This is a genomic window from Gaoshiqia sediminis, assembly GCF_025907915.1.
GTDB classification, from domain to species: domain Bacteria; phylum Bacteroidota; class Bacteroidia; order Bacteroidales; family Prolixibacteraceae; genus Gaoshiqia; species Gaoshiqia sediminis.
The window spans coordinates 232168-253569 of sequence record NZ_JAPAAF010000001.1 but is presented as its reverse complement, the minus strand read 5'-3'; the positions used below and the strand labels follow the sequence as shown (position 1 = coordinate 253569).

The window sequence follows — 21402 nt, the reverse complement described above, 5'->3', positions numbered from 1 at the left end:
TTAAAATTTTTTCAAATCAACAAATGAGGCAAAATCCGGCTAAGAAATTAAATTTGCATTCACATCATTGAAAACCTGCATATGAAGAAATTATTCTACCTTGTTTTTTTGACAATTTTTATCGGCGCCTGCTCGTCGGGTAAAAATGCGCTGGATAAAGGCAACTACCACGAAGCCATTGGCAAAGCCGTCAGCCGGTTAAGCAACGATCCTGATAACCGAAAAGCACAACAGGTGGTGCGCGAAGGCTACCCGATGGCGATCGACTATTATCAGGAAGAAATTGATCAGATTTTGAGCGGAAACGAACGTTTGAAGTGGAGCAAAACCTTGCGGGTAATGGAACAGGTAAATTTATTGTCGGACCAGGTCAGACGGGTGCCCGCAGCACGCAGGCTGGTACCGTCGCCCAAAGTTTATACATCAGAACTGAACGAGGTAAAAAACAAGGCAGCCGATGAACATTATCAGGAAGGCCTGCAATTACTGCAACGACAAAACCGCGAAGATGCCAAACAAGCTTTCCTGAACTTCCGGGAGGCCGATCGCTTAGTACCAAATTTCCAGGACGTTTTGGCAAAAATGAACGAGTCTAAAGAACTGGCTACCGTAAAAGTGATTGTTGAGCCGCTTCCCGCCCCTTCAATGAGCTACGAACTGACAGCTGATTTCTTTTACAACCAGGTGATGGAAGCCATGAACAACCGTTTTCCGGCTGAAAGCTTTGTCAACTTTTACACTCCCGACGAGGCAGAACAAGCCGGGTTAAAATACCCCGATATGTTGATGCGTCTGGCATTTTATGACTTTTACGTTGGAAAACCTGCTCACTACGAAGAAACGCAAACCCTCGACCGTATTATTGAAGAAAAGGTACCGGTGAAAGTGTCGCGCGACTCAACCCGCTACGAAATCCAGAAAGTGCGCCGGACCGGTAAAATCCGTATTATCACCGACGAAGTGGCTTCCGGAGGTTTGCTGGATGTGAAAATTGAAGATTTTCAGGCCCGAAAACTATTGCTCGACAATAAAATACCCGGTGAATTTATGTGGCGTAACCGATATGGCATTTTTGTGGGCGATGAAGAAGTGCTTACACCGGAAGAGCGGAAGATCATCAACAATAAAGCCATTCTGCCACCGGGGCCTCAGGACCTCTTCCTGGAATTTACCCGCCCCATTTACAGCAGGCTGAACGAAACCATGACCAATTTCTTCCGTCGGTACAATTAGAAGAAGGTAAAAAGTATAAGACAAAATGTAAAAGTAAAAGGGACCGTGAAATGCAGTTTCCCGACAATTTTAAGCTAACTTTGAAGATTGAGCAACAACCAACGGAGAGTTGTATTTCAACCATAAAAAATTATGCACCGGATGAGAAAACTGGACAAACTGCAACCGCAACCGATTTGGAATTTTTTTGAAGATATTTGCCAGGTGCCGCGCCCCTCAAAAAAGGAAGGCAAAATCAGGCAGTTTTTGCTCGATTATGCGGCAAAAAACGATCTGAAAGCCAAAACCGACGAAGCGGGGAACCTTCTAATTTGCAAACCGGCCACACCTGGTCGCGAAAACACACCAACCGTTGTATTGCAGTCGCATCTGGACATGGTTTGCGAAAAAAACAGCGACAAGAGCTTCGATTTCGATACTGACTCCATTGTTCCCATCATAGACGGTGCCTGGGTAAAAGCCGATGGTACCACGCTGGGTTCGGACAACGGAATCGGTATTGCCGCTCAAATGGCCGTTCTGGTAGCAACCGACCTGGAGCACGGCCCCATCGAATGTTTGTTTACGGTAGATGAAGAAACCGGACTTAGTGGCGCTTTTGCCCTTAAATCCAACTTTATATCCGGGAAAATACTGATCAACCTCGACTCTGAGGACGAAGGAGAACTTTTCATCGGTTGCGCCGGAGGCATCGATACCCTGGGCGAGTTGGAAGTTGAAAAAGAAAAAACACCCGGAAACTCATTCGCCCTGAAGATTATGGTTCGCGGGTTGTGGGGCGGGCATTCGGGCGACGACATCAACAAAGGCCGCGGAAATGCCAACAAAATACTGGCCCGATTCCTGTGGACCGCCATCCGCAAATTCGGCGTCAGGCTGGCCGACTTTAACGGGGGCAACCTGCGCAACGCCATTGCCCGCGAAGCATCGGCTGTGGTCATCGTTCCGCATGTGCAGAAAGAACAACTGGTGGCCGAGCTCAACATGTATTCGGCCGATGTAGAATTTGAATACGAACGCACTGAGCCCAACCTGGTGGTCGATCACAGTTCAACCATCCTACCCGAAAAAGTGCTCACCCAAGCCAGCCAGGAGAAATTACTGAGCATGTTGTATGCCTGTCCGCATGGTGTGCTGGAAATGAGCACCCGCATGAAAGACATGGTGGAAACGTCTACCAACATGGCCTCGGTAAAATTCATCAACAACAATACGGTGCTGGTTACAACCAGCCAGCGCAGCGAGATCGAAAGCCGCAAGTATTTTGCCTCCGAAATGGTCCGCTCGGTTTTTGAACTGGCTGGCGCCGAAGTCAAAAACTCCGACGGCTACCCGGGCTGGACTCCCAACCCCAACAGCCAGATCCTGAAAATCGCGGTCGATTCGTACAAACGACTCTTTGGCAAATCGCCCAAAGTTCGTTCAATTCACGCCGGGCTCGAATGCGGGCTCTTCCTCGAAAAATACCCCGAACTCGACATGGTTTCATTCGGCCCTACCATCCGTAATGCCCATTCGCCTGACGAACGCATTGAAATTGAAACCGTATCCAAATTCTGGTCCCATCTAACAGCTGTACTAAAAAATATTTGCTGATTTTTATCGACCACTATTTCATTTTATTTTTCCCAACACCTTATTATCCTACCGCTTATACAGCATTAATGTTTCTGGTTTGATTTTAAATTAGGCTGCATGTAACATTTGTTACTTGGAGAAATCAATTTTTGTCCTATGTTTATCCCACCATTCAAGTAGGATTAATAGTATATTTGTAGAGTCATGATTAGAAACTTCAAAATTAGTGCCTTAGCTATACTTTTTATTGTCGTCAACTACACGGCAATGGCACAAATCCAGTACAAACTGGACTCAAAAAGTAGCACCATGCTCGTGAAAGGAACCTCTACCATCCACGATTGGGAGATGAAAGTGGAAGAAGTCGGCGGAAGTATAACCTTAGGGGAAGAACTTAATTTGGACAAGCTCACCGGGGGAAACCTGTCGATCCATGTCAATTCTATTAAAAGCGACCAAAACCTGATGAATAAAAAGGCCTACGAAGCTTTAAAAGAAAAAGACCATCCATTGATAAAAGTAAAGATACTCCGGGTTGAACCTGACCAGGGGAAAGTGCAGCTGGAACTCACCATCGCCGGAAAAACAGGTAATGTAAATGAAGATTTTCAGTTGGCAAACCAGTCAAACGGTACCATACAGGTAAAAGGAGAACTTGACGTCAAAATGTCTGATTACGGGGTGAAGCCTCCGGTGGCGCTGATGGGGACCATTAAAACCGGAGATGATGTAAAAATCGCCTATGATTTAATCTATCATAAATAACAGAGAAGTTTTAACCAAATTTTAAATGACAATGAGAAAAATTACAGCAATTCTGGCAATTCTATTGCTTTCTATAACATCTTTTGGGCAACAATTTGAGGCTGCCAAGATTAAGGCCGATGAGTTTAAGGACGTAAAAGTTAAAGTTGGGGCCGATTTCGCGCTGCAACTTCAAATGCTGGACCATGAAGCACCGACTGAATTAATCGACCTGAAACACAATTTCAATTTACCCACTGCCAATTTAAGCCTGACCGCCGATTTGGCCCCGGGAATCCAATTGTACATGAACAACTACATGTCGTCGCGTCACCACAACGAAGCCTGGGTGGAAGGCGGATACCTGACTATCGACAAATTACCTTTTCTTCCGGCTGCTGACAACATCATGCAATACCTGACGATCAAAGCCGGGGTGATGATGCCGAACTATGGCGATGCACACTTTTTCCGCAGCAACAATGCCGCCGTATTCAGCAACCCGTTTGTTGGAAACTGGATCATGGATGCTTTCACAAACAACCCGGGACTCGAAGTGATGTACCGGAACAATGGCATTCTGGCGCTGGTTGGGACCAATAACGGACGCATGAACTACGGAAGGGGCAACGATATTGGTGAGGATCTGGTTTTCCACTGGAAATTAGGGTATGACACGAATATCAACGAAGATCTGAGGGTTCGCGCAAGTGTTTCCGGCTATCATGTTGGCGAAGGCCACAGCGGATCAACCTTATGGGATGGCGACCGCTCAGGGGCCCGGTACTACAATGTGATGCAACTGGCTACTGCCGAATCTGACAACTTCCGTTCGGGACGCTGGAGCCCGGGCGCCAACCAAACAGAGATGAACAGCTACATGGCCAACCTCTTTGTCCAATTCAAAGGACTGGAAGTATTTGGCATTTACGAGAACATGAAAGGCGTAAGAAGTGGTAACGACCAGCATTTTACCCAAACTGCGCTTCAGGCGATCTATCGTTTTGGCAGTTTCTATGCCGGAACACGGCTGAACAAAGTTGACAACAATGACGGTTCTGAAGTTACCCGCACCAATATTGGCGGTGGCTGGTACATGATCGACAATGTATTGATTAAACTTGACTATGTGGACCAAAAATATGACGGCCCGGCTCACGGAGCAATTGCCGGAGGAAAATTCAACGGTCTTGTTCTGGAAGCAGCTATCTCATTTTAAGTAATTTGAGGAGAGAAGGTTATCCGGTTCATGCCGGGTAACCTTTTGATTCGTTAAAATATAGTTGCATATGAAGTTGAAATATCTGATCATCGTTTTGCTACTTGGAACGTTTGGCGTCCAGGGTGTAACTCCCACCGGAGAATTCCGGCCGGGAAGCTATCTTTTCGATCAGGTAATTATTCGTGGAACAACAAACGTAAACCAGTTTCAGCTGTCCTATCGCGAAAACCATTTTACATCCCTCCCGGAAACAAACCGTTTTTTGAACGAGAACCTGAAAATTTCCATCCCCGCCAACGAAATCGAAGCCGAGTCCAAGGTTATGCTGGATGATTTTCTGGAATTGATCAATGCCAGTCATTACCCCACAATCAACATCTCCATATCACACCAAATCACCGGCGAATTGTTGAACCGGTCAAACCTGAGACACAACATCCGGGTAACGATGAATGGCATCACAAACACATACACCTGCACTTCCGAAATTGAGAAAACAGCCGCAGATCAATGGTATTTAAACGGAAAGATGAATGTTTTACTGACCGATTTTGGAATTGAGCCGCCGAAAAAATTTTTAGGAATCGTTAAGGTACGGGACGAAGTATTTATTAGTTTTAAAATCTTATTTTCAACCGAGAAAAAATAAGCCAAAAATTGAGGTTCAGCACCAAAACCAGATATGGCATGCGCGCGATGCTGGAAATTGCATCAGACATCAGCCAGCGCGGAGTATTTCAGAAAGATATTGCCGAAAAACAACAAATTTCGGTGAAATATCTCGACCAGATTATCCATGCCTTGAAATCGGAAGGGCTGATCATCAACGTTCGCGGAAAGAAAAGCGGCTACATCCTTGCCCGGAAGCCTTCCGAAATTACGATGCTTGATATCCACAAAGCTTTTGAACCCGGCATTTGCGTTATCGACTGTTGTTCCGACTCGTACAATTGCCAAATGAAAGAGTTTTGCAGAACAGTCGGGTTTTGGATGAATTTAAACAAACTCGTTATTGATTATTTTAGCAATACCACGTTACAGGATTTATTAAAAAACCCGTCACTTGCAGATTAACTTTTGCCCGCATTCTTCCGGGAAATTATCTCCTGAACCTGTAAAATTCCAAATCCGACTCCAGACATTTACCATGTCGGTATTCTTTATCAACCAAATTTACTAAGTCCACGAATAGTACATTCTTCAGAATCTTAGTATATTGATCGCATTAACAAAAAACTACTAACCGTGAAAAAAGCGATCAAACCTACCCGTTTACTTATTTTTACTGCTGTCCTTTTTTTGCTTTATTCCTGTTCATCCCAAACTGAAAACTGGACCCACCTGCGCGGAAGTCAACTTAATGGTATTTCAACCAGCACAGAAGCACCAATACACTGGAGCGAAACGGAAAATGTCGGATGGAAAACGGCCATCCGCGGACTGGGTTGGTCGTCGCCGGTAGTTTATGGCAACCAAATCTGGCTAACCAGTGCCGATAAAGACGGCAACTGGTTTTCAGCCGTCTGCATCGATTTTGAAAGCGGTGAACTGCAAAAAGAAATCGAACTTTTTCACACCGACTCGGCCCAACGCATTCATTCAACCAACAGTTACGCCACCCCAACACCTTGCATCGAAAAAGGTTTTGTGTATGTTCATTTCGGAACATTTGGAACGGCTTGCATCAACACCAAAAATTTTGAAACAGTATGGACACGTGCCGACCTGAAATGTGAACACCTGCAAGGACCTGCTTCCTCGCTGTTTTTGTACAAGGATTTGCTGATTGTCCATTTGGAAGGAACTGATGACCAAAACATCTATGCCCTCAACAAACACACCGGCGAAACAGTGTGGCAAGCAGGTTGCCCGGCGCCTGAAGCTTATGAACAAGTAGCCCCGGTTTACCGGAAATCCTACCAAACCCCTATCATCGTGCAGGTTGACGGACAGGATCAACTGATAACCAACCGGGCTTTGTATGCCATCTCTTACAATCCGAAAACCGGCGAAGAAAACTGGCGGATTTATTATGGTGAAGATTCGCCGGTCAGTATGCCGGTTTATTATAACGGGCTGGTGCTGGTCAATTCGGGCTGGGTGCTATCCCAAAGCAGACCCTATTTCGCCCGCCTTTTTGCTGTTGACCCAACCGGGAAAGGCGATGTAACCGACACGCACATTGTATGGCAAACCGAGCAAAACGTTCCGCAAACCTCAACGCCGGTTATTGTGGACAGCCTGTTGTTTATGATTGAAGAACGCGGCAACCTGACTTGCCTGAACCCTATGAACGGAAATATTTACTGGAAAGAAAAGCTGAAAGGCCACTTTAATATATCGCCAATTTACGCTTCGGGAAATTTGTACGTTACCAACACAAACGGTGAAACAACCATCCTGAAAGCTGGTGCAACATTCGAGAAAGTGGCCGAAAACAAACTGGAAGGGACGTTTAAAGCCACGCCTGCCATTCTGCGCAACTCAATACTTTCCCGTAGCGACAAATTCCTGTACCGTATTAACGTTCCTAAAAACTAGGCTGAGTTAATCATCAAAAAAGGCCACTCCCGTGAACAACACGATGAATGGCCTTCAAGACAACGTAAAAGTTATACTTGCAAATTAATGCTGCATTACCCTGCACACTTAATTTTCACTTTTTCTGTCTTTTTCGTAGCGGTTGTGAAACAAGGCGGCCGCACCGATAACCGACATCTTCGACATTCTGCTTTGGTCGATTACAAATCCCTCCAGAGCCTTTTTGTAGGGGAAAGTATTTACCGTTTTCCACATGGCTTTTTCCCACAAGTGGAACGATTTGCCCACCGACCCACCAATAAATACGGCCTGTGGCGCCAACACAAAAAGCATGGTTTTGATCAGGTTGCCAATGTGATGGCCCAATTCTTCAAACATAGCCAGGCTTTGGGCATCACCTTCCAATGCGGCGGCATAAGCCTTATCGCCTTTGATGTTGTGAAACTGCTTGAAAAACTTTCCGCTGCAATAGGTTTCAAAATCGAAATCACGATACGGCAATCCGCCAAACTCACCGGCACAGGCAACCTGTCCGGAGTATAAATAGCCGTCGATAATAATGCCGGCCCCAACTCCTGTACCTAGGCTCAGACCAACCAAATTACGATACTGCTGTCCTTCGCCGTAAGTTTTCACGCCAATGGCAAAACAGTTGGCATCGTTGGTGATGTACACCGGCATCTTAAAATGATCGGTCAGGTACTCTTTCAGGTGAACTTCTTTCCACGACGGGATATTGTTCACCGAAAAAATAACGCCGTTCTCCTCATCAATCAATCCGGGTGCGCCAATGCCAATCCCCACAGCCTTTTCATAGCCCGGAAGGCTCTCAATTCCGTGAATGATTTGTTGCACTACTTCTTCCTGTGTCCCCTCTGCAGGGGTTTTCAACTTGATACTGTTCACGATAACCCCGTCAACCAGTATTCCCATGCTGATTTTGGTACCGCCAATATCAATCCCAATAATTCTATTCTCTTCTAACATCAGCCTTTAATTTATTAAACCTTATCTCTGTAACTAAACTACTATCTTTCGCTCGTCATTTCGAATACCAACTCCCCGCCTTTCATCAAATCCTGATACGTGATGAAACTCTTCGTATAGGCTTGACCATTGAGCGTTTTCGATTTGATATATTTATTATAAGCGCTGTTATTTAACGCTTTTACGGTAAATGTTTTTCCCCCGGGAAGCTGAATGGTGGCTTCGTCCAGCGCCGGACTGCCAAACACAAACTCGCCACTTGCCGGGTGCACCTGATAAAAGCCCATGGCCGAAAGCACATACCAGGCCGACATCTGGCCAACATCTTCGTTGCCAATCAACCCATCGGGACGGGTAGTGTAAAACTCATCCATAATTTTACGCACCAAGTCGGCAGTTTTATTGGGCTCGCCCTGCAAACTGTATAAATAAGCAATATGATGGCTGGGCTCGTTCCCGTGGGCATATTGTCCAATCAGTCCGGTAATGTCGTTGGAAGCATGTTCGCCCATGTCGCCTTCGGCTACAAAAAATTCATCCAGCCTGGACAGGAACTTTTCACGTCCTCCCATCAATTCCACCAAACCGTCAACATCCTGGGGAACCAGCCAGGTGTATTGCCACGAGTTTCCCTCGCAGAAATCGTCGTTGCGGTGCTGTGCTTTAAACGGATCAAAGGGAGTGCGCCATTCGGTATCCGACACCCGGCCACGCATAAATCCAACCTCCGGGCTGTAATAATGGCGGTAATTCTGGCCTCTGTTTTCAAAGTAGCGGAAATCTTCTTCCAATCCCATATCTTTCGCCATGAGAGCAATGCAGGCATCGCTGATGGCATATTCCAAGCCTTTGGCTACGGTTTCCACATCCGAGTCAGCTGGCATGTAGCCTTTTTCTTTGATATAGCTAACCCCACGGCCATCACCCATGGCCGTGTTTTTTACCGCTTCGTAAGCCCGTTGTGCATCAAAACCTTTAAATCCCTTCAGGTAAGCATCAACTACAACAGGAACGGCGCTGTAGCCGACCATGCAATAGGTTTCGTTGCCCATCAGGTGCCAAACGGGCAATTCGCCCTGCTGCTCGAAAATTTTCACCATCGTATTGACAAAGTCGTCCACCCGTTCCGGCTTCAGCAGGGTAAACATCGGGTGGGCAGCACGATAGGTGTCCCAAAGCGACAACGTAGTATAATTAACAAAGGTAGTATCGCGGTAAATGTTTTTGTCGCTTCCCCGGTATTCGCCATTTACATCCTGGAAAACAGAGGGGGCAATCATGGTATGGTACAAGGCCGTATAAAATTTGGTCAACACTTCGGGATCGGAGCTTTTGGCCGTAACACAAGCCAGCTCGGTGTTCCACTTCCGACCGGCTTCGGCAACAACCGCGTCGAAATCCCAGCCCGGGTTTTCAATTTGCAGGTTCTCTAATGCATTTTCGCTGCTTACAGGCGAAATCCCGACTTTCACAAGTACCAGCCCATCAGCAAGTGCCCCAAAATCCAGGTCGGCTTTCAATTTTTGAGCAACCAGTTCCCGACCATCCTGTTTCTTGTCATCATCGAACAAAACGATTGACTGCACTGGTTTTGAAAATACAGCAGCAAAATAAATCCGCTGATCCTCGGCCCAACCTTTAGAAAAACGATAACCGGTCAGCAGCGTATCGTTTTCCAGGCGCATGTGCGATTCAACCGGAGCATCCCAGCCAATTCCACGAACCAGATTGATCAACACATGGGCATCAGTTCCTGCTGAAAACTGATAGTTGTGAAACCCGGTACGTTCGGTGGCCGTTAATTCGGCCTTCACGCCGTAGCGCGGAATTTCGACCGCATAGTAACCCGGCTTTACCACTTCATTGTCATGATTGTAGAAAGCGACATAGCCTTCCTCCGGCTTTTCGGGCGAGCCGGTGGCAATCTGATATTCTCCAGTCACCGGCATCAACAGGATATCCCCCAAATCACCAATACCAGTTCCACTCAGGTGTGTGTGCGCAAAACCAATCAGGGTTGAATCGGAATAATGATAGCCTGAACACCAGTCCCAGCCCTGTGTGATGTTGGTCGGCCCAAGCTGAACCGCCCCAAACGGAACGTTGGCTCCCAGAAATACGTGACCGTGAAAGCCGGTGCCAATGTACGGATCGACATATTGCGTCAGGTTCGGCAGCTCTTCTTCTGTTGCCTGCTTTTTCGGATTACATCCGGTAAATAAAGAAACCGCAGCAAAAACAACTGCAAAGCCAATTTTAATTTTTAATTGTTTCATAATCAAGTCAATCGGTTTTTTAAAGTTGGTTTTCGGAGGCAAAGATACAGATTTAACGCCTAGATGTGTTCGCACACACCCACAATTTCTGTTGTTATGAGAAAAATTAAAACAGGCGTTTCGGTCAATCTCCCACCAGATTCTTTCTGTCAAAAAAAATAGTGCAAACCTGTTGTGCTGTCGTTTATCCTAATACGTCAAAACAGAAAAAATTACTCACTGCTCAGTACGATAAGAACCAATTTTATTTTCCGGAAGTACGGTACAGCACTGCAAGCACTTTCTCATCTACTTTCCCGAAGAATGAAATACCAGCTGCCCCGCTTTTCAGAGCCGCCTGAATTCCCTCTGTCAGTTCTGTGTCCGATTTAAAATCAGGCAAAAACAAGCCCGCGTACAACGGGAAACGGCCGCATAGGAAACGGACACCCTCGGCCACAGCCGCTCCTATCCAGGCAGGTTGTTCGCGATAAAAGCCATGATAAATCATCGGGCAAACTCCATCGAGGTTCCAGTTGGTCCAGTCCTGACGGACCATGCGCCGGGCCACCTCGGGCGTTGGAAAAACCGCCGCAGTAACCGGTTTTTTATATTCGCCTGCAACCACGGCCAAACGGTTCACCACGCCGGAAATGCGGTCGTACCGAAATTGCCGCCACGATAAACTTTGATCCGGATATTCCAGGTCAAGCGGATCTGTGCCGTGCATTTCGAGGTAGGCAGAGCGGCAGGTCGGGCAATAGCAAAAATCATATTCTGGTAACTCCTGTTGCTGCACGATACCATAATTTTCCCACAGGTTTACCGGCAAAATTACATCGCAGTAACGGATATAATCCAGATGAATCCCGTCCACATAGTTCGTTGCCAGAATTTGCCGAACCTGTTCTTCGAGATAGGCCAGCACTTCCGGTTTTGACGGACACAGCCAGCGGTAATAATTGACATAGGGAGGTTTTGTGGCACATGAATCCCCGTTACGGTTAACTGCATACCAATCGGGATGAGCGGCAAGCAATTCCTTTTCGCCCCGGTTCATGGTCCACATCCAGCGATGCGCTTCAAGTCCGGCTTTTTTAGCCACGCGAAAGTGCTTTTCGCTGTCGTTTTCGAAAAACATTCCACGAATGCCTGCATCATAAAAACGTTTATATTTCTCTGTCAGCGATTTTTCATCCTCCTCTTGATTCGGATTTTCCCACACCCAATGTTTTAATTCATTCGGTTGGGGTTTATGTTTTAATTCGGCCCCCAACGAGTTTTTCAAGCTCGCCAACCCAATACCTGCCAGCAATGACGATTTTATAAAATCCCGCTTTTTCATATCCGCTTATTTTTGTTTTTTACGAAACAGGCCTGCTTCATTAACCGAAAGCTCCAGCCCATCCGGCATGATCAATTGCACGGTAAACTGAAAATCAGTTGCCAGCATACTGAGGTTACATGACTGACCTTCAATCTCATTTACCAGTCCTTCCAAATCCAGCTCCTCAAAACCAGAAGCAAAGCGGCCATGATCCGCTTTGTATTTTTGCTGACGGTAATACACCAGCCAAACATATTTTCGGAATTGCCCACCTGCGGGCATACAAAAAGCAACCGGCGTGCTTCCTACCCTTTCGGCAGAAAACTGAAGCATTCCCCAGCGCTCGGGATAGTGCATGTTAATGAGCCCCGGAGGACTCCAAACCCAATTGTATTCGGGTAAATCGCGGCCGGTTGCCGGGTCTTTCTTTTTCCGGTAGGTTCCGTCAACCACTCCGGTTTGCCAGTGCACCCGCGAGAAGTTGATTTTCCAGGTTTCGCCCTCTTTCGGCACCTGCCTGTTCATGCCGGTTTGCATATCCGAAAAAGGAACCTTCATCTCCACCGCCCACAGTTCATCCGCATCCGAAGGATCGTTCAGGGTACCAACAAGACTGACCGCGCTTTCAAACCCGTGTGCATCCCACGATAGGAGGGGGATGCCTCCATTGCGGTAAGGCATCGGCAAAAAAAGGTCGAACAAGGTGTTTTGCGCATTTACTTCAAACTCGAAGTAATTGTACCCGTCGCCATCCGGATCGACAAAGACCTCGAAATCATTTTCGTGATACACAATCTGATCGTGATCCGTATAATAGGCCCAGATATGAGGTTCCTCCAATTCGGCATACACATATAAATTGTCCTCGTCCCACAACATTTTCACCCGGGTCCGGAACAAAGGTTGAGGCTTTTTATCGTCTTCAATATCCCTGAAATCAGCCGACCAACTGGACTGTTTCCAGGCAGGTTCATCGGCGATGCCATCGATTTGCAAGGGAGCCTCAGTTCGATAAACTACATATTGCTCCACCGGCGTAAACAGATGCTCCAACCCGGCCCAACTTTCCTGGGAAATAGCAGACAAACCCGGCAGTACGAGTAATAAACAGGCAAAAATCTTTTTCAGCTTCTTCATCCTTCAACCTGGCAATTGAACACATTCATTAATACAGACTAACAGCAGAAATTACCGGACAGGCTTTGGCATCACCGATAGTGATTCTCACCTTTGACGTTACGATTTCACCAACGGGTAGAATCCGTTTATAGCCAATGGTTGTCCCTGCTGCAATTTCGCTCCAATTAGCTCCGTCCCAGGCTTCCACGGTAAACTCCTTCACTCGCTGCCCAAGGCGGATGTATTCCTGCAACTGCACATATCGGATGGGCTTTTCGCTACCCAAGTCAATCTCCAGGCTCGCGGAAACAGTTTCGTCGTTAGTTGCCCAATAGCTCTCCGGGTTTCCATCCACCACGTTCGCAGCACTGTATTGAACAGATTTTCCTCGGGTTTCAGAGGCAGTCGTTTTTGCTCCAAGAGCCAGATCAGTTGCAAAGGCAGCATCAATCATTTTTCGCCACTCGCGCAGGGCTATCACATCATTTTCGTGGAACAGACCCCGCTGGTCGGGTGGAATATTGAGCAATAAAGTAGAGCCACGCCCTACCGATTCTAAGTAAATCTGGAACAGTTTTTCCGGCGTTTTTACCTGGTCGTCTTCCGATTGATGGTAAAACCAGCCCGGGCGGATTGATGTGTCCACCTCACCGGGGATCCATTGTTCCCCGTCTTCCGAACCGGTATTGAGCAGCCCGGTAATTCCGGATTTTCCGACATACAGCGTATCCACCGAAATCGTGTTCCAGTTGGTTTCGCCCATCCGGCCTTCTTCGTTTCCGCACCAGCGCAAGTCAGGACCGGCATCGCTGAAAAACAGTACTTCGGGCTGCATGGAACGAACCATATCGAGAGTGGTTGGCCAATCGTAATAGGTGGCCCGGTCGATCCGGCGCATTTCGTTGGCGCCGCCGTAATAGCCGTCGCCGCCATTGGCCCCGTCGAACCACATTTCGAAAACCGGCCCGTAGTTCGAGAACAGCTCCTTCAGTTGGTTCCGGTAATATTCCACATACGATGCTTCGCCGTAATCGGCCCGGTTACGGTCCCAGGGCGACAGGTAAACGCCGAATTTCAACCCGTATTTTTCGCAGGCCTCCGAGACAGCTTTCACCACATCGCCTTGCCCGTTCATAAACGGACTTTTAGAAATATTGTGCTCGGTAAATTGAGTCGGCCACAGACAAAAACCATCGTGATGTTTGCAGGTGAGAATCACCCCTTTGAAACCGGTTTCCTTCAACACCAACACCCACTGTTCGGCATCGAAGGCCGTGGGGTGAAACAATTCGGGCGATTCGTCACCAAAGCCCCATTCCTTATCGGTAAAAGTATTGATGGTGAAATGAATGAAAGCGTTCAGTTCCATTTGGTGCCAGGCCATCTGCCTCTCATCGGGCACCGGGGCAACTGCCGAAGGTGGAGCAACCGTTGACGGCTTGCAGGCAACAAACAATGCGGTCCCCATCAATAAAACATGCAATTTGAATGTGATACGTTTCATGTGTCAGGTGTTAATATGTTACTGATTAAACAAACTATTGCTCAAACGAAAAGGCAAGTGCGGGATAATCAGCATGTTTTTCCCGAAATGATGACGGCACATTAACCTGCACTTTCCCGTCTTTTACCTTCCAGTTCAGGTGTTGCCCGGTAGCCAGCAACCGTATTTTTGATCCCTTTTTCGGAAGCGCCCCGCTCCATTCCACGGTTGCAGGTACAGGCTGCCCTTCGTCAACCAAGGCCAGAGCATATAAATTACCGGCCTTTCCTTTTGTGAAAAACACATTTCCCGAATGATAATTTTTGGTAATTCGGGTGTTGTAAATGGCCTCACCGTTTGCTTTCAGCCATTTCCCGATTTCTGCCAGACGAGCAACAGCTTCGCTATCAAGCGTGCCGTCAGGTTTTGGGCCGACGCCCAATAGTAAGCTGCCCCCTTTTGCCACAATTTCAACCAGGTTATGAATGATTTTCGCCGGTGCTTTATAATGCTCATTCGGAACAAAGCCCCAATTGTTGCCCAACGTCAGGCAACTTTCCCATGGGTATGGCAGCTGTTCTGCAGGGATGCGGTGTTCCGGGGTTTGGTAATTTTCATATGGCCCGTGTACGGTGCGGTCAACAATCAAAATACCAGGTTGGGCTTCGCGGGCCATGACGGCAATTTCGGGCATGTCGATTTTTTGGTCCCAATCCGGTATTGGCGCCCCCCATGAGATCACCTCCTCGTTCACCGTTTCGCGTGGGCGCACCCACCCACCGTCGAGCCAAAGAATATCGATCGAGCCATAATCGTGCATCAATTCACTAATCTGACTGTATGTAAACTGTTTAAACCTGTCCCAACGCTCCGGAAATTTGCGGATATCGTAATTCACGTTGCGGTTCGGCGTGGCATATTTGTCCCACCAGAAGTCCTGCGAGTGCCAGTCGGGTTTCGAAAAGTAGGCGCCAATCATAAAGCCTTTGTCGCGGAATGCACTGAATACGTGCTCGGCCACATTGGCTTTCGGGTGGTTAGCAAAGGGGCCGTTTGTAACTTTATAGTCGGTTTGCTGCGTGTCGAACAGGTTAAAACCGTCGTGATGCTTCGTGGTAAACACCAGGTATTTCATGCCGGCATTCTCTGCGGCCTGTGCCCACTGTTCGGGATTGAAATTCAGCGGGTTGAAGTCATCTTTCAAGCCCCAATACCACTCTTTATACCCGCAATACGTCATACTGTCCGGGCGGTTAAGCCAATCTTCGGAACAAAGCTCCCACGACTCGATGATACCGGGCACCGCATACAGCCCCCAATGGATGATCAGGCCAAACTTCAAATCCTGCCATTGATCCAACTTTTCCAACACCTGCTCATCGGCAGGCCATTCGTAGTTTTGAGACTGTGGGTGCACCCCTTGCTCCTGCGCCGAAACCCGACTAAAAAGACCGGAAATCAACGCAAACGCGACAAATATCTTTCTCATTTCCAAGGATATTAAATTGTTTTTTTCGGAATGAACTGCTGTAAAGATAAAGATATTCGGAGTGAAAACCGGATTTTTCAGCAAGAAATGTGTGCGCAAACACTAATTTAATTTTCGTCGGAAACGGTGCTTGCTAAAACTGAAACATCTGATAAAAAATGATCGATACCCGTTTAAGGGTATAAAGTATAGATAGCTGTCTGAAATTCAAAACCAATAAACAACGAACGATGAACTGCAAGTTTACCCTTCTTTTATGTATCCTTTTCCCGGTTTGCCTCAAAGCCCAGCCCAATTATTCCGAAAAACAACAAAAACTGGAAATGCTCCATTGGATAATTGAGCGCTCGCCCATCAGCGCTATTAAAAGCGAATACGATAAAACCATGCAAGAAACCGGTTTCCCAAAAACCTTGGTGACATTGAAAGACGGCAGTTATTATGGTGAAACGCCTTTTGACGATTTCGGCTACAAACACATCATTTCCTTTGAAATGATGAACGGAGAAATGATCAGGGCCGATTACAATGAAGTAAACGAAAATGGTCAAGGAAAACAGGAAGACGCAGACTATTGTAACCGGATGGGCCAAAGCGGTACCACGCCCGCCATTGCTTATCCGGAATACGAAAAACAGCTGATAAAAAAACAACTCCCGGACAAGGTGGATGCTGTAAGCGGGGCAACTTACTCCATGTACCGCTTCAGGCTGGCCTTGGCATTTGCTATTTTAAATGCTCAGTAAATTTGAACTTCTGCGATCAACCATTTCGTCCAACGGCACCCATCCTTGTGTCTGGTGACTACTAAAAAAGTTTGAGATTGCCCGGGACCATAAAAAACAAGGCATTAACAGATCACCAATTCACTCAAATTCACTAACTTGTAGCGAAAATATCAGGAGGCACTGAAAAAACATTCAACATTTCTTTGGCTTTTAAACTCAACTGAAAGCTTAACCATGAGAATAATCAGATCGAACAACTTTATTAATCTTCATAAATTAATTTGCCATGAGAAAATCTCTTTTCCTTGCAATTCTTGCAATTTCGGGAGCCTGCTCCCAGGTTGAACAAAAGGCCCCCCAACAGTATTCCATCGAACAGTTCTACCAAAACACCCGCTATTCAGGCGGAGCTTTTTCGCCCGACGAAACCCGCTTATTGGTCAGCAGCGACGAAACCGGAATATTCAACCTGTATGAAATCAGCATTGCGGATGGCAGCAAAAAGCAAGTCACCTTTTCGGATAAAGAAACCTTCTTCGCGATTGACTATGTGCCCGGCACCGATCAGTTGCTGTATTCGGCAGATAAAGGAGGGAACGAAATCAACCACATCTACTTGTTGCATCCGGATGGAACTACGGTTGACCTAACCCCGGACGAAAACGAAAAAGCCGGTTTTGGCGGTTGGAACGACGATAAAACCGCCATGTTTTACATCTCGAACAAACGCGACCCGAAATTTTTCGACTTATACAAAATGCCCGTTGCCGATTGGAAAGCCGAAATGATTTACCAAAACGATAAAGGCATGGACGTTTCGGGCCTGTCGCACGATGAAAAAACACTGGCCCTCACCAAAACAGAAACCACCAGTGAAAACCACCTGTACCTGTATGATCTGGCAAGCAAGCAAATGACCGAAATTACTGATGGCCCGGGCAATTACCAAAGTTCGGGTTTCAGCAAGGACGATACCTATTTCTACTACATCACCGATGCCGGAAAAGAGTTTGCCTACCTGGTACAATACGAAATGGCCACAGGCCAAAAGCAAGTGCTTTTCGAAACTAACTGGGACGTGATGTACAGCTATTTGAGTGAAAACGACAAATACCGGGTGATTGCCATCAACGAAGACGGTAAAAACAACCTGATCGTCAGGAACAACGACACCGGCGAAGCTGTCAACTTCCCGCAAATACCGGATGGCGATATTGTTGGCGTAAGCATTTCGGACAGCGAAAAACTGATCCGTCTGACCATTGGCACCTCAAAAGCGCCTAACGATATTTATGTGTACGATCTGCAAACTGCCGAACTCAAAAAGCTCACTTCGAGCCTCAACCCGGAAATCAATCCGGAAGATTTGGTTTCGGCCGAGGTGGTGCGCTACCCATCGTTTGACGGACTCGAAATCCCGGCCATTTATTACAAACCGTTGACCGCTTCACCCAAAAACAAAGTTCCGGCGCTGGTATGGGTACACGGCGGTCCCGGCGGACAATCGCGCGTGGGTTACTTTGCCTTACTGCAATACCTGGTCAATCATGGTTATGCCGTACTGGCAGTAAACAACCGGGGCAGCAGCGGCTACGGAAAAACCTTCTACAAAATGGACGACCGCAACCACGGCGATAAAGACCTGAAAGACTGTATTTGGGGAAAGAAATGGCTCCAGGAACAGGATTACATTGACACAGAAAAAATCGGCATCATTGGCGGAAGCTACGGAGGTTACATGACGATGGCCGCCATGACCTTTACCCCGGATGAATTTAAGGTTGGAGTCAATATTTTTGGAGTAACCAACTGGCTGCGGACACTCAAGTCAATCCCTCCCTATTGGGAATCGTTCCGCAAAGCTCTGTACACCGAACTTGGCGACCCGTTTACCGAAGACTCGGTTAGACTGTACAACATTTCGCCTTTGTTCCATGCCCACGAGGTGAAGAACCCGGTGATGGTGCTTCAGGGAGCAAACGATCCCCGTGTTTTACAAGTGGAATCGGATGAGATTGTGGCCGCGGTGAAAAACAACAATGTCCCGGTGGAATATGTCGTGTTCCCCGATGAAGGCCACGGATTCATCAAAAAAGAAAACGAGATTAAAGGATACGGCGATATCCTGAAATTCCTGAACAAGTACCTGAAAGAAATCCCGGAAGAAACACCGGCAACCGAATAAAACAGAAAAGAGGCCGTGTGAAAAATTTACGTACGGGAGTCATCCCGAACTCGTTTCGGGATCTCTTTCGATTTGCAACAGATCCTGAAATTAATTCAGGATGACGTTGCTATTTTCACACGGTCTTTTTTTACCTCCACTGAAAGACTACCAGACTTCCATGATTTCAGATAAAGCTTTTCGGTCGGTTTGGCGAGTCGTTTCTTTAGCCGGATAGCCCAGCGGAATGATTGCAACCGGAACCATCTCATGTGGAAGGCCGAACTCCTTTTGGCAAAGATCGGTATCGAAATGACACACCCAGCACGATCCCAATCCTTGTTCGGCAGCCGCCAGGCAAATGTGTTCCACGGCAATGGCCACATCAATGTCCAGGTGGTCTTTCCCGTCGAAGCTCCGTTTCCACGACTGGCTGGAATCGCCGCAGGCTAACAGGTACATGGGCGCCGTTTCGAACCATTTACGCGGATAAATCTGTTGGAGCTTCTCCTTCGCTTCAGGTTTGGTAATCACATAAAACTTCCAGGGTTGATAATTTACTGCCGAAGGTGCATGGCGGGCACACTCCAGAATATAGGCAAGCTTCTCCGATTCAACCGGTTGACCAGAAAATGAACGGACAGAATGTCGCTTTTGGGTTAATTCTAACAGGTTCATACGCTGATTTTTTTTGTAAAGGTAACGGAAAGGAGCCGTTTCATTATCTTTGCCGCCTCATTTTTAAAAAGAAACGACAATGATTTCAGTGGACGGTCTGGCTGTGGAATTTGGCGGGAGTACGCTTTTCAAGGATATCAATTTTGTGGTGAACGAGAAAGACCGCATCGCGTTGATGGGGAAAAACGGCGCCGGCAAATCAACTTTACTTAAAATTATGGCCGGTGCACAAACCCCGACCCACGGGAAGATTTCGGCACCCAAAGATGCCGTGATTGCCTACCTGCCCCAGCACCTGATGGCCGACAGCGACCGAAGCCTGTTCGACGAAGCTTCGCAGGCTTTTGCCGATGTGCTGAACATGCAAACCCGACTGGACGAACTGAACCATGAGCTGACGGTGCGCACCGATTACGAATCGGACGCGTACAGCGCCATCATTGAACAGGTTTCGGAATTAAGCGAAAAACTATACAGCCAGGGCGAAATCAATTTCGATGCCGAAGTGGAGAAAATCCTGCTGGGGCTTGGCTTCGAACGCAGCGATTTTAACCGCCCCTGCTCCGACTTCAGCGGGGGCTGGCGCATGCGCATTGAGCTGGCCAAAATCCTGCTGCAAAACCCCGACCTCATCCTGCTCGACGAGCCCACCAACCACCTCGACATCGAGTCGGTGCAGTGGCTCGAAGATTTTCTGATCAACCAGGCTAAAGCGGTGATCGTGATTTCGCACGACCGCCGTTTTGTGGACAACATCACCACCCGCACCATCGAAGTAACAATGGGCCGCATTTACGACTACAAGGTGAACTACTCGAAATACCTGGAACTGCGCAAGGAGCGCCGTGAGCAGCAGCAAAAAGCGTATGACGAACAACAAAAAATGATTGCCGAAACCAAAGAATTTATCGAACGTTTCAAAGGCACCTATTCGAAAACATTGCAGGTACAGTCGCGCGTAAAAATGCTCGACAAACTGGAAATTCTGGAGGTGGACGAAGTGGATACTTCGCACCTGCGCCTGCGGTTTCCTCCCTCACCACGCTCGGGCAACTACCCGGTGATTGCCGAAAGCGTGTCGAAAAGTTATGACGGCCACCTGGTTTTTGACGGCGCCTCCTTCACCATCCAGCGTGGCGAAAAGGTAGCTTTTGTGGGCAAAAACGGCGAAGGAAAATCAACCCTGGTGAAAGCCATCATGAAAGAAATTGAGCACGGCGGCATACTCTCGCTGGGCCATAATACGCTGATCGGCTACTTTGCCCAGAACGAAGCCTCGCTGCTCGACGAAAAACTGACCGTTTTCCAAACCATCGACGATGTGGCCAAGGGCGACATTCGCACCAAAATCAAGGACATCCTGGGAGCCTTCATGTTCGGCGGCGAAGACTGGGACAAAAAAGTGGCCGTGCTTTCGGGGGGCGAACGCACCCGGCTGGCCATGATCAAACTGCTGCTCGAACCGGTGAACCTGCTCATCCTCGACGAGCCCACCAACCACCTCGACATGCGCACCAAAGACATCCTGAAACAGGCGCTGCTGGAGTTTGACGGCACGCTGATCCTGGTTTCGCACGACCGCGATTTTCTGGACGGACTGGTAGAAAAAGTGTATGAGTTTGGCAACAAACGGGTGAAAGAGCACCTCGAAGGCATCACCGAATTCCTTCAACGCAAAAAGATGGAGCACCTCAACGAACTGGAAGCAAAGAACCGGAAATAAGCGCAAACGGTATTCGAATTCCTTTTGGTTGTTTCGCGGATGTGCCAGCCATACGAGCTATCCGATCGATTTGAATAAAACCGGACACATTGCCGAAAACGAGTTTTTCACGGTACCTGCAAACCTGATCC

17 protein-coding genes are annotated in these 21402 nt (G+C 47.5%); 10 read left to right on the top strand and 7 right to left on the bottom strand.

The features are described from left to right. Positions 1 to 81 precede the first annotated feature (81 nt). The 7 genes from N2K84_RS01105 (at position 82) to N2K84_RS01075 (ending at position 7318) form a co-directional block, all read left to right on the top strand. A complete protein-coding gene (locus N2K84_RS01105; protein ID WP_282589910.1) occupies positions 82 to 1233 on the top strand; it encodes a hypothetical protein in 1152 nt (383 codons plus the stop codon). 141 nt (positions 1234 to 1374) lie between these two features. After that, positions 1375 to 2829 carry an aminoacyl-histidine dipeptidase gene (locus tag N2K84_RS01100; protein ID WP_282589909.1) on the top strand — a complete coding sequence of 485 codons (1455 nt, stop codon included), beginning with the start codon at positions 1375 to 1377 and terminating at the stop codon, positions 2827 to 2829. 186 nt (positions 2830 to 3015) lie between these two features. Beyond that, positions 3016 to 3576 (top strand): YceI family protein, encoded by a 561-nt coding sequence (locus tag N2K84_RS01095; protein WP_282589908.1) that lies wholly within the window; start codon positions 3016 to 3018, stop codon positions 3574 to 3576. A gap of 31 nt (positions 3577 to 3607) precedes the next feature. Continuing rightward, positions 3608 to 4774, top strand: a complete 1167-nt coding sequence (locus tag N2K84_RS01090) for a hypothetical protein (protein ID WP_282589907.1) — start codon at positions 3608 to 3610, stop codon at positions 4772 to 4774. 70 nt (positions 4775 to 4844) lie between these two features. Further along, a complete protein-coding gene (locus N2K84_RS01085) occupies positions 4845 to 5426 on the top strand; it encodes a YceI family protein (protein WP_282589906.1) in 582 nt (193 codons plus the stop codon). 8 nt (positions 5427 to 5434) lie between these two features. Continuing rightward, positions 5435 to 5851 (top strand): RrF2 family transcriptional regulator, encoded by a 417-nt coding sequence (locus N2K84_RS01080; protein ID WP_282589905.1) that lies wholly within the window; start codon positions 5435 to 5437, stop codon positions 5849 to 5851. 171 nt (positions 5852 to 6022) lie between these two features. Then, positions 6023 to 7318 (top strand): outer membrane protein assembly factor BamB family protein, encoded by a 1296-nt coding sequence (locus N2K84_RS01075; protein ID WP_282589904.1) that lies wholly within the window; start codon positions 6023 to 6025, stop codon positions 7316 to 7318. Positions 7319 to 7426: 108 nt separating this feature from the next. Here the strand turns inward: N2K84_RS01075 and N2K84_RS01070 are convergent, their stop codons facing one another. The 6 genes from N2K84_RS01070 to N2K84_RS01045 form a co-directional block, all read right to left on the bottom strand. Further along, the gene (locus tag N2K84_RS01070) at positions 7427 to 8305 is read right to left on the bottom strand and encodes an ROK family protein (protein WP_282589903.1); all 879 of its coding nucleotides are present in this window, start codon (positions 8303 to 8305) and stop codon (positions 7427 to 7429) included. A 41-nt stretch (positions 8306 to 8346) separates the two neighbouring features. Further along, positions 8347 to 10581 (bottom strand): GH92 family glycosyl hydrolase, encoded by a 2235-nt coding sequence (locus N2K84_RS01065; RefSeq protein WP_282589902.1) that lies wholly within the window; start codon positions 10579 to 10581, stop codon positions 8347 to 8349. A 244-nt stretch (positions 10582 to 10825) separates the two neighbouring features. Beyond that, a complete protein-coding gene (locus N2K84_RS01060) occupies positions 10826 to 11905 on the bottom strand; it encodes a family 10 glycosylhydrolase (RefSeq protein WP_282589901.1) in 1080 nt (359 codons plus the stop codon). 6 nt (positions 11906 to 11911) lie between these two features. Beyond that, positions 11912 to 13024 carry a carbohydrate-binding family 9-like protein gene (locus N2K84_RS01055; protein WP_282589900.1) on the bottom strand — a complete coding sequence of 371 codons (1113 nt, stop codon included), beginning with the start codon at positions 13022 to 13024 and terminating at the stop codon, positions 11912 to 11914. 28 nt (positions 13025 to 13052) lie between these two features. Continuing rightward, entirely contained in the window at positions 13053 to 14510 is a 1458-nt protein-coding gene (locus N2K84_RS01050) for an alpha-L-fucosidase (protein ID WP_282589899.1), read from the bottom strand. Between the two features lie 34 nt (positions 14511 to 14544). Next, positions 14545 to 15978: an alpha-L-fucosidase gene (locus N2K84_RS01045; protein ID WP_282589898.1), complete on the bottom strand. Its 1434-nt coding sequence runs from the start codon at positions 15976 to 15978 to the stop codon at positions 14545 to 14547. 230 nt (positions 15979 to 16208) lie between these two features. On the opposite strand from N2K84_RS01045, the gene N2K84_RS01040 reads away from it, so the two are divergent. Together N2K84_RS01040 and N2K84_RS01035 are read left to right on the top strand one after the other, a co-directional pair. Then, on the top strand, positions 16209 to 16724 hold the full coding sequence (locus N2K84_RS01040) for an FMN-binding protein (RefSeq protein ID WP_282589897.1): 516 nt from the start codon (positions 16209 to 16211) through the stop codon (positions 16722 to 16724). Between the two features lie 268 nt (positions 16725 to 16992). Further along, positions 16993 to 18891, top strand: coding sequence for a S9 family peptidase (locus tag N2K84_RS01035; protein ID WP_282589896.1), 1899 nt, complete (start codon positions 16993 to 16995; stop codon positions 18889 to 18891). A gap of 147 nt (positions 18892 to 19038) precedes the next feature. Here N2K84_RS01035 and N2K84_RS01030 read toward each other — a convergent pair whose 3' ends face one another. Further along, positions 19039 to 19548, bottom strand: a complete 510-nt coding sequence (locus tag N2K84_RS01030; protein WP_282589895.1) for a nitroreductase family protein — start codon at positions 19546 to 19548, stop codon at positions 19039 to 19041. A gap of 79 nt (positions 19549 to 19627) precedes the next feature. On the opposite strand from N2K84_RS01030, the gene N2K84_RS01025 reads away from it, so the two are divergent. After that, a complete protein-coding gene (locus N2K84_RS01025) occupies positions 19628 to 21271 on the top strand; it encodes an ABC-F family ATP-binding cassette domain-containing protein (RefSeq protein WP_282589894.1) in 1644 nt (547 codons plus the stop codon). Positions 21272 to 21402 lie beyond the last annotated feature (131 nt).

Coding starts and splice junctions, on each gene's coding strand:
- N2K84_RS01090 (WP_282589907.1), top strand. CDS start 3,608: ATGAGAAAAATTACAGCAATTCTGGCAATTCTATTGCTTTCTATAACA.
- N2K84_RS01045 (WP_282589898.1), bottom strand. CDS start 15,978: ATGAGAAAGATATTTGTCGCGTTTGCGTTGATTTCCGGTCTTTTTAGT.
- N2K84_RS01100 (WP_282589909.1), top strand. CDS start 1,375: ATGAGAAAACTGGACAAACTGCAACCGCAACCGATTTGGAATTTTTTT.
- N2K84_RS01025 (WP_282589894.1), top strand. CDS start 19,628: ATGATTTCAGTGGACGGTCTGGCTGTGGAATTTGGCGGGAGTACGCTT.
- N2K84_RS01050 (WP_282589899.1), bottom strand. CDS start 14,510: ATGAAACGTATCACATTCAAATTGCATGTTTTATTGATGGGGACCGCA.
- N2K84_RS01085 (WP_282589906.1), top strand. CDS start 4,845: ATGAAGTTGAAATATCTGATCATCGTTTTGCTACTTGGAACGTTTGGC.
- N2K84_RS01040 (WP_282589897.1), top strand. CDS start 16,209: ATGAACTGCAAGTTTACCCTTCTTTTATGTATCCTTTTCCCGGTTTGC.
- N2K84_RS01065 (WP_282589902.1), bottom strand. CDS start 10,581: ATGAAACAATTAAAAATTAAAATTGGCTTTGCAGTTGTTTTTGCTGCG.
- N2K84_RS01060 (WP_282589901.1), bottom strand. CDS start 11,905: ATGAAAAAGCGGGATTTTATAAAATCGTCATTGCTGGCAGGTATTGGG.
- N2K84_RS01030 (WP_282589895.1), bottom strand. CDS start 19,548: ATGAACCTGTTAGAATTAACCCAAAAGCGACATTCTGTCCGTTCATTT.
- N2K84_RS01105 (WP_282589910.1), top strand. CDS start 82: ATGAAGAAATTATTCTACCTTGTTTTTTTGACAATTTTTATCGGCGCC.
- N2K84_RS01095 (WP_282589908.1), top strand. CDS start 3,016: ATGATTAGAAACTTCAAAATTAGTGCCTTAGCTATACTTTTTATTGTC.
- N2K84_RS01070 (WP_282589903.1), bottom strand. CDS start 8,305: ATGTTAGAAGAGAATAGAATTATTGGGATTGATATTGGCGGTACCAAA.
- N2K84_RS01055 (WP_282589900.1), bottom strand. CDS start 13,024: ATGAAGAAGCTGAAAAAGATTTTTGCCTGTTTATTACTCGTACTGCCG.
- N2K84_RS01035 (WP_282589896.1), top strand. CDS start 16,993: ATGAGAAAATCTCTTTTCCTTGCAATTCTTGCAATTTCGGGAGCCTGC.